The following is a 9,252-nucleotide window of genomic DNA, read 5'->3' as shown; positions in this document are numbered from 1 at the left end:
GACTTTTTCAAGCTAAAAAAAGGCGATAAATTTGCCGTAACCATCAAAGAAAAATATTTTGAAAACGGGGAATATTTAGGAGTAGACGAGGTAGAAGCGTCTTATTTTGAATATAAAGGAAAAAAAATATACGCTTTCCCTTATAAATTAAATGAGAACCAGAAAAAACCGGAATATTATGATGAAAAAGCTTCGGGAGCTAAAAGTATGTTTTTAAAAGCGCCTTTATCCTTTTTCAAATTAACCTCAAAATTTACAGCTCGAAGATTTCATCCAGTACAATTTACTTGGAAAGCACATAATGGAACCGATTATGCTGCACCACACGGAACACCTATAAAAACAACCGCTTCAGGAGTTGTAGAAGCCACAGGATATACTTCTGGAAACGGAAATTTTGTAAAAGTAAGACACAACGGACAATACGCCACTCAATACCTTCACATGTCGAAAATTTTAGTGCGTAGAGGGCAATCGGTAACTCAAGGGCAAATTATTGGAAAAGTGGGAAGTACAGGCTTAGCTACAGGACCGCATGTGTGTTATCGTTTTTGGAAAAATGGCGTACAAGTAGATCCTTTGCGATTAAAATTGCCAACTTCGGAACCGATGACAAAAAATCAAAAAACAAAATATTTAGCAGCCATTGCTCCGCTAAAAAAAGAATTAGACGACACCACATCCAAAACATTTAAAGAATAAACAATTTATTATGAAATTACAACATATCAATCCAACCGAAACAAAAGCTTGGCAAAAATTAACATCGCATTTTTCAGAAATTGAACAGCAGACTATTAAAAATTTATTTGAAAATGATGCCAAAAGAGCAGAAAAATTCAATATTGAATGGGATGAATTTTATGTAGATTTTTCAAAAAATAATTGGACAGTAGAAACTGTACAATTACTTATAGATTTAGCAAATGAAGTAGGTTTGCCAGATGCTATTTCAAAGTATTTTTCAGGAGAAAAAATAAATGAAACCGAAGACAGAGCCGTGCTTCATACCGCATTACGTGCTAATGAAAATGATGTGATTTTGTTTGAAGGAAAAAATGTAATTCCTGAAATTTATGACACGAAAAATAAAATAAAAGATTTTACACATAAAATTGTTTCTGGTGAAGCAAAAGGATTTTCTGGAAAACCATTTACCGATGTGGTGAATATTGGAATTGGTGGTTCAGATTTAGGCCCAGCGATGATTGTGGAAGCCTTACAATTTTATAAAAACAATTTAAACACACACTTTATTTCTAATGTAGATGGCGATCATGTACAAGAAATTCTAAAAAAAATAAATCCTGAAACTACTTTATTTGTAATCGTTTCTAAAACATTTACCACACAAGAAACCTTAACCAATTCGGAAACTGTAAAAAAATGGTTTTTGCAATACGCTACAGAAAAAGATATTGCCAAACATTTTGTTGCCGTTTCAACAAATTTGCAAAACGTAACCAACTTTGGTATCGCACCCGAAAATATTTTTCCAATGTGGGATTGGGTTGGCGGAAGATTTTCATTATGGAGTGCCGTTGGTTTAACTATAAGTTTAGCTGTTGGATACAATAATTTTAATCAATTATTAAAAGGTGCAAATAAAATGGATGTGCATTTTGCGAACACGTCATTTGAAAAAAACATTCCGGTAGTATTAGCTTTGTTAAGTATTTGGCATAATAATTTCTTTGGTGCCGAAACAGAAGCATTAATTCCATACACGCAATATTTACAAAAACTGGCACCTTATTTACAACAAGGTATTATGGAAAGCAACGGAAAATCTATAGGTAGAAATGGAAAACCTGTAAATTATCAAACAGGAACAATTGTTTGGGGCGAGCCAGGAACCAATTCGCAACATGCGTTTTTTCAATTAATTCATCAAGGAACAAAACTAATTCCAACAGATTTTATTGGATTTATTGAACCGCTTTATGGCGAAAAAGACCATCATAACAAATTAATGTCTAACTTTTTTGCGCAAACAGAAGCCTTACTAAAAGGTAAATCTCGTGAACAAGTACTTTCTGAATTTTTAGCACAAGGTAAAACAGAAACTGAAGTAGCACATTTAATACCTTTTAAAGTTTTTGAAGGGAACAAACCCACCAATACTTTATTAATAAAAAAATTGACACCAGAAAGTTTAGGCGCATTAGTAGCCATGTACGAACATAAAATTTTTGTACAAGGAATTATCTGGAATATCTATAGTTATGACCAATGGGGTGTTGAATTAGGCAAACAATTGGCAAATTCTATTTTAAGTGAAATAGAAAGCAGAAATGTCAAAAACCATGATAGTTCAACAACTACGCTGTTAAGTAAGTTTATTAGCTAAAAATTGTTAATAAAATAAAAAAGTGTTAATGTTTTCTTAATGTTATTTATTAAAATTTTTATAATTTTGTCAAAAATATTTAACTAAAAAAACATGAAAAAGAACATTTATTGGTTTTTTCTATTCATTTCGGCATTTGGTTTTTCACAGGTTACAAAATCAGCCATAACTGGTACTGTAAAATCTTCAACAGGTGAAACACTTGCAGCTGCAGTTGTAGAAATTAAGCACGTTCCAACGGGAACAAAATACTTTTCGACAGCTGACGAAAAAGGAAACTATTCGGCAAATTCTGTAAGACCAGGAGGTCCTTACACAATTAAAGTAAATTATGTAGGGTATAACCCTTTTGTAATTGAAGAAATTACTGCTCCATTAGGAAACTCAATTGTAATTAATATTGAGATGCAAAGTGCAATTAATTCTATTGAAGAAGTAAAAATTGTATCTGTTAATTCTAAAGATGCATTTAACAAAAGTAAAACGGGTGCGGGTCAGCAATTTTCTAACAGAGAAATTAACGCTGTGCCGATTATTGGTTCTAGAAACATCAACAGTATTACAAAATATAATGCAAATGCTGGAAGTAACGGAACATTTGGAGGACAAGACTCTCGTTTGAACAATTTTACAATTGACGGTTCTGTATTTAATAATGGTTTTGGTTTGGGTTCAGATTCTCAAGCTGGAGGTAGAACAGGTTCTACTGCAATCTCATTAGACGCTATTGAGCAACTTCAAGTAAACATTGCTCCTTTCGATATTAGACAATCTGGATTTACAGGTTCAGGAATTAATGCGGTTACTAGAAGTGGTACAAATGAAATTGAAAGTTCTGTGTATCATTCATTCAGAAATAATGATAAAGAATTTTTAGGAGATAGAGCTGGAAACATAAAAATTACGCCTTCTCAATTTCAAGAAAAAATTTGGGGCGCTCGAATTGGCGCACCAATTATCAAGGACAAATTATTTTTCTTTGGTAACTTTGAAACTATTGATAATGTTAGCCCAGCAACTACGTGGACTTCATCAGGATCACCAAATGCTGGAGCACAAGTATCTGAAACAGCTTATACTGATTTAGTAAGTGTTTCAAATCTTTTGAAAAATTCTTTTGGATATGAAACAGGCGCTTTTGAAAATTTTGATGCTGTTAGAGAATCTAAAAAGTTTTTAGCTAGAATTGACTGGAATATTAATGACAATCATAAATTAACAGCACGTTATGTTCACCATGATTCTGGAGCTGATGAATTAATTTCAAATTCAAACTCTGCTGGTTTTGGTAACAGAAGAACAAACGTTTTCTCTATGTCATACAAAAATAGTGGTTATGTTATTGAAGACAATACAAGGTCTGCTGTTTTAGAATGGGATTGGAAAATTTCAGAAAAATGGTCAAATAACTTTATTGCAGGTTATGACAAACAACTTGAAAATAGAGGTTTACAAGGTGGTGGACTTTTCCCAACTATTGATATTAAAAAAGGATCAAATAACTACATTTCTGCAGGTTTAGACCCATTTACACCTTCTAACTTGTTAGATTATTCTACATTGCATTTTACCAACAATATTACTGGTAATTTTGGAAAACATACCTTATTATTTGGAGCTAATTTTGAAAGATTTGTGTCAAATAATAATTTCTTTCCTGCATCAAACGGAGTATATATATTTGATACTTTAGCTGCTTTCCAAGGAGCGGTTGCTGAAACAGTAGCAAATAATGGCGCGCCAGCTACAACAGCTGCAAATTTACCATCAAGATTTCAATACAGATATTCTGCTTTACCTGGTGGGGCAGAACCAATGCAAGTGTTAAAATCTAATAAAATTGATATTTATGCACAAGATGAATATAAGCCTACAGATAATTTAAAACTTACATTTGGTATTAGAGCAACTGCAGTTAGTTTTGCAGATACTGCATTAGAAAATCCTGCAGTTACTGCAATGTCTTTTAGAGATGGTGAAAAATTTAATACCGGAAACATGGCAAAAACCCAATACTTGTTTGAACCAAGATTTGGATTTAACTTTGATGTGAATAAAAATGCCAGAACCATTTTCCGAGGTGGAACAGGAATATTTACAGGTAGACCACCACTTGTGTTTTTATCTAACGCAATTGGAAATAATGGTGTGTTAACTGGTTTTGTTGATGTAAGTGGAGCGGCTTTAGCTGCAGGCGGATACGGATTTACGGCAAATCCGGGTCAATATTTTACACCTAGCACGCCTCAATTGCCAACTACATTTGATTTGGCCTTTACAGATGAAAATTTCAAATTTCCACAAACTTGGAAAACAAATTTTGCAATAGATCAAAAATTACCGTTTGGTTTAGTAGCTTCATTTGAAGGAATTTATAGCCAAAATATCAACGAAGTGTTTTATTATAATGCTAATTTAGAAGTTGCTCAAAGAACTATTAATAATGGGGGTGACAATCGTCCTTTCTATTCAGGAACAGATAATGGAGCAAGAATAAATGATAATGTATCAAATGCAATTGTATTATCAAACACATCACAAGGCTATTTTGTTTCAACAACATTTAAATTAGAGTATCCTTATAAAAAAGGATTTTGGGGATCAGTTGCCTATACAAAATCAACTGCTCAAGATTTATTATCTGCAGGTTCTATTGCTTCAGGTTCTTGGACGGGAGCAAGATCTGTGTTAGGAAATAATAATTTAGATTTATCTAATTCAAACAACAATACCCCTCACAGAATTGTAGGTTTATTAGGTTATAAATTAAATTACGGATCTAAATATGGGGGTTCTACATCGTTTAATATTGGTTACGTTGGAGAAAAAGCAAGTCCTTATACCTATACTTATGGAAGTGACATCAACGGTGACCGTGTAAATGGAAATGATTTATTATACGTGCCTAAAAATGCTTCTGAACTTAGATTCTCAGATATCACTCAAAATGTTGGTGGTGTATCTCAGGTATTATTTACTGCCGCTCAACAAGCAGCTGCTTTCGACCAATACATTGAACAAGATTCTTATTTAAAAACAAAACGTGGACAATACGTGGAAAGAAATGCATCTACGTTACCAATGTTACACCGTTTAGATTTATCTGTTACTCAAGATTTCTTCTTAAAAATAAAAGGAAAAAAACAATCTTTTCAATTTAGAGCAGACATCTTAAACTTCACAAACTTGTTAAACCATGATTGGGGCGTTTCGAAAAGAGCAACAAACACGCAAATATTATCGGTTAGTCAAGCTCCAAGTGCAGCAAACAATTATGTGCCAAGTTTTCAATTGGCACAACAAACCGATGATAATGGAAAAAGATATTTAATTAAAGATACTTTATCTAATAATTCATCGGTATTTGATGTTTGGCAAGCGCAATTCACATTAAGATATACATTTGGTAAATAGTGTAAACTAATAAACATTCAAAACATGAAATTAATTAATAAAATATCAAAAGCGTTAGCAGTAGTAACTGTAGCTTTATTATCATTTTCTTGTGAAAGTGATTCAGAAAATGTAGTTGAAAAATATCCTACCATTGTAGAGATATTAGATGCTGATCCTGCAAATTTCAGCATCTTAAAAGCAGCTTTAGTTAAAACAGGCTTGCTAAATACATTTAGAAACCCTGGTTCTTATACTGTACTAGCGCCAAAAAATAGTGCTTTTATTGCGGCTGGAATAACTGAGGCAAGTATTGAAGCAACTCCAACTTCTGGTGTTTCTGCTTTAAGAAGAATATTACAATACCATGTATTGACAGTTGGAACACTTTCTGCGGATTTTCCTAGCAACGGATATGTAAATTCTTTTTCTCCTTTCGGTACATCAACTTCTACTTCAATTAGTTTATACACTAATAAAACTAATGGTGTAGTTATTAATGGAGGAAATACTAATGGTGGCGCAACTGTTTTACAAGCAGATATTAACGCAAGTAATGGAGTAATTCACGTAATTAGTCATGTATTAAGTATTCCTAAAGTACATAACTTAATTATTGCAAATCCAGATTTATCTAGTTTAGTAGGTGTATTAACTTCTGCGCCTCAAGCTGCGGTGTTAACGGATATTACTACAACTGCAACGGGTGCTTCTAATGCGTTATCACGTACTGTTTTTGCGCCAACAAACGCTGCGTTTGGTAGTGCTGCGTTTTTAACAGGGCAATCTGCTGCAAATATTACTAAAGTGTTGAGATTCCATATTGAAAACAATAATCGTAGAGCTTCGTCTTCAACTGTTTTTGTTGCGGCAGCTACTCCTGTAGTTACAACTCCTTTGGTTATTAATACACAATTAACTGGTCCACAACAAACTATTTCAATAGCTGCTGGGACTGTAAAAATTGCTGATATTACAGCAGCTAATGCAAACATTACAACTATTAACATTCAAGGTTCTAATGGTGTGGCACATATCATTGATAAAGTATTACAACCTACTTTATAAAAAATACCTATTAAATTCTAAACCGTTCCAATTGATTTTGGAACGGTTTTTTTTTATCTTATAAAATCATACATTTACAAAAAAAAATACAACATGGTATTAAGTAGATTTTGGTTGACTATTTTTATTTCTTCTATAGTGTTTATTATAGTAAGTTTGTTTGCAGAAAACACGTATTCTGTAGATTACGTATTAAATGGAAAAAAAGATGATCCTGTTTTAATTTCAGAAAAGTTTTTAAAAGAAATCCCTGTTTTTATTAAAGATAGTATTCAAAAATCCGAAGAAAAAACATTTACCATTAATAGAGATACATTAAATCCAGATACTACTTACGTTTATAAAAATCAAACTGTAAAAATTTACAGTGGCACACAAAAATCAGATGGTTTATTACCAACTTGTAAAAACAGTTTGTTCGATATTATTCTGCCTCTTATGGCCTATTTGGCTTTCTTTTGCGGTTTAATGGAGTTGCTAATAATTTCAGGCGCATCCGAAAAATTAGCCAAAAAATTAAGTCCGTTTTTCGCACAAATATTTCCATCTGTACCTAAAAATCACGAATCGGTTTCTTATATGACGTTAAACTTTGCGGCAAATTTCTTAGGATTAGATTCTGCTGCAACACCTTTCGGATTAAAAGCTATGGAAAGTCTACAATCACTTAACCCAGACAAAGACAAAGCCAGCGATGCGCAAATTATGTTTATGTGTTTACATGCTGCTGGTTTAACTTTGATTCCAACATCTATTATTGGCTATCGTGCAGCAGCAAATGCGGAAAATCCAGCAGATGTAATGTTGCCTTGTATTATTACCTCATTTATAGGTACCATTGCTGCGCTATTGATTGTAGGAATTAAACAGAAAATAAACTTTAAAAGCGCTACTTTAATCGTTGGATTAATGACAATAATTGCTGCAATTACTGGATTATTGTTTTACGTTAACGGATTAAATTTAGTGGAGAAAAACTTCTTTACTTCTAATTTGTCAGGATTAATGTTAATTGCAATTATTGGAATAACATTATTTTATGCTTTTACTAAAGAAAAGAAATTTGTAGAGCAAAAAACCACAATTTTTGATGCCTTCGTTTCCGGTGCAAAAAATGGTTTAACTACTGGTGTTACTATTTTTCCTTATGTAATGGGAATGTTGGTAGCCATTTCTTTTTTTAGAAATAGCGGCTTGTTTGAAATTATGAGTAACGGAATTTCTTTTGTGTTTTCCAATATTGGCGTAAGCAAACAAATTACCGATTCGTTACCTGTTGCTATGTTACGCCCTTTCAGTTCAAGTGGCTCGAGAGGATTTATGATTGATGCAATGAACACATTTGGCGTTGATTCTTTAACCGGAAGATTGAGCGCTATTTTTCAATGCAGTGCAGAAACTACTTTTTATGTAATTGCAGTTTATTTTGGAAGTATTAACGTAAAAAACACGCGATACACTTTAGGAATTATGCTATTAGTAGATTTAATTTGTGTAATTGCTGCGATTGCAGTGGCAAGTTGGTTTTTTTAGAGGGTAATTAACGCTCTAAGAGTTTGAAAATCTTGGAGATTTTTAAATATATTTCATAACTTTACCTTTCAAAACATACACACAATGGACTTTTTATATCAAGACCCGTATCCTATTTTAAAAGATGATACAACCTACAAAAAATTAACTTCAGATTTTGTAAAAATTGAACAACTTGGCGATAGAGAAATCTTAGTGGTTGACCCAAAAGGATTAGAATTATTAGCACAAGAAGCCATGGACGACGTTTCGTTTATGCTACGTTCTGCACATTTACAAAAACTTAGAAACATTATAGAAGACCCAGAAGCCACAGATAACGATCGTTTTGTAGCCTATAATTTATTACAAAATGCTGCTGTAGCCGTGGAAGGTCAATTGCCTTCTTGCCAAGATACAGGAACAGCAATTGTGGTAGCTAAAAAAGGCGAAAACGTGTACACAGGTGTGGAAGATGGCGAATGGTTATCGAAAGGAATTTACAATACATACCAAAATAAAAACCTTCGTTACTCGCAAATTGTACCGATTTCGATGTTTGAAGAAAAAAATTCAGGTTCAAATCTTCCTGCTCAAATTGATATTTATGCGAAAAAAGGAAATTCTTATGAATTTTTATTTCTAACAAAAGGTGGTGGTTCGGCCAACAAAACCTTCTTATATCAAAAAACAAAATCGTTATTAAATGACAAATCATTAGAAGAATTTGTTCGTGAACGCATTATGGATTTAGGGACAGCGGCTTGTCCTCCGTATAACTTGGCTATCGTTATTGGTGGCACTTCTGCGGAAGCGAACTTAGCAGCCGTGAAAAAAGCATCAGCAGGATATTATGATAATCTTCCAACTTCTGGAAACATGTCAGGTCAAGCGTTTCGTGATTTAGAATGGGAAAAAAGAGTACAAAT

Annotated in this window: 6 protein-coding genes; all 6 read left to right on the top strand. The window is 33.0% G+C overall.

Features of this window, described 5'->3' with window-relative positions; all coding sequences use genetic code 11:
• Window positions 1–702, top strand: a 702-nt coding sequence (locus tag ABWO04_RS08205; RefSeq protein WP_353079015.1) for a peptidoglycan DD-metalloendopeptidase family protein, incomplete at its 5' end; no start/stop codon positions are given.
• Between the two features lie 10 nt (window positions 703–712).
• A complete protein-coding gene (gene pgi, locus ABWO04_RS08200; protein ID WP_353079013.1) occupies window positions 713–2,350 on the top strand; it encodes a glucose-6-phosphate isomerase in 1,638 nt (545 codons plus the stop codon).
• Between the two features lie 93 nt (window positions 2,351–2,443).
• Window positions 2,444–5,764 carry a TonB-dependent receptor gene (locus tag ABWO04_RS08195; RefSeq protein ID WP_353079012.1) on the top strand — a complete coding sequence of 1,107 codons (3,321 nt, stop codon included), beginning with the start codon at window positions 2,444–2,446 and terminating at the stop codon, window positions 5,762–5,764.
• A 24-nt stretch (window positions 5,765–5,788) separates the two neighbouring features.
• Window positions 5,789–6,811, top strand: coding sequence for a fasciclin domain-containing protein (locus ABWO04_RS08190; RefSeq protein WP_353079010.1), 1,023 nt, complete (start codon window positions 5,789–5,791; stop codon window positions 6,809–6,811).
• A gap of 93 nt (window positions 6,812–6,904) precedes the next feature.
• Window positions 6,905–8,344 (top strand): spore maturation protein, encoded by a 1,440-nt coding sequence (locus ABWO04_RS08185; protein WP_353079008.1) that lies wholly within the window; start codon window positions 6,905–6,907, stop codon window positions 8,342–8,344.
• Between the two features lie 84 nt (window positions 8,345–8,428).
• The coding region (locus tag ABWO04_RS08180) for a fumarate hydratase (protein WP_353079006.1) at window positions 8,429–9,252 on the top strand (824 nt) is incomplete at its 3' end.

The organism is Flavobacterium sp., from assembly GCF_040382755.1.
GTDB lineage: Bacteria > Bacteroidota > Bacteroidia > Flavobacteriales > Flavobacteriaceae > Flavobacterium.
Note: the sequence above shows the minus strand (reverse complement) of the source record. Positions and strands in the feature narration are given on the sequence as shown.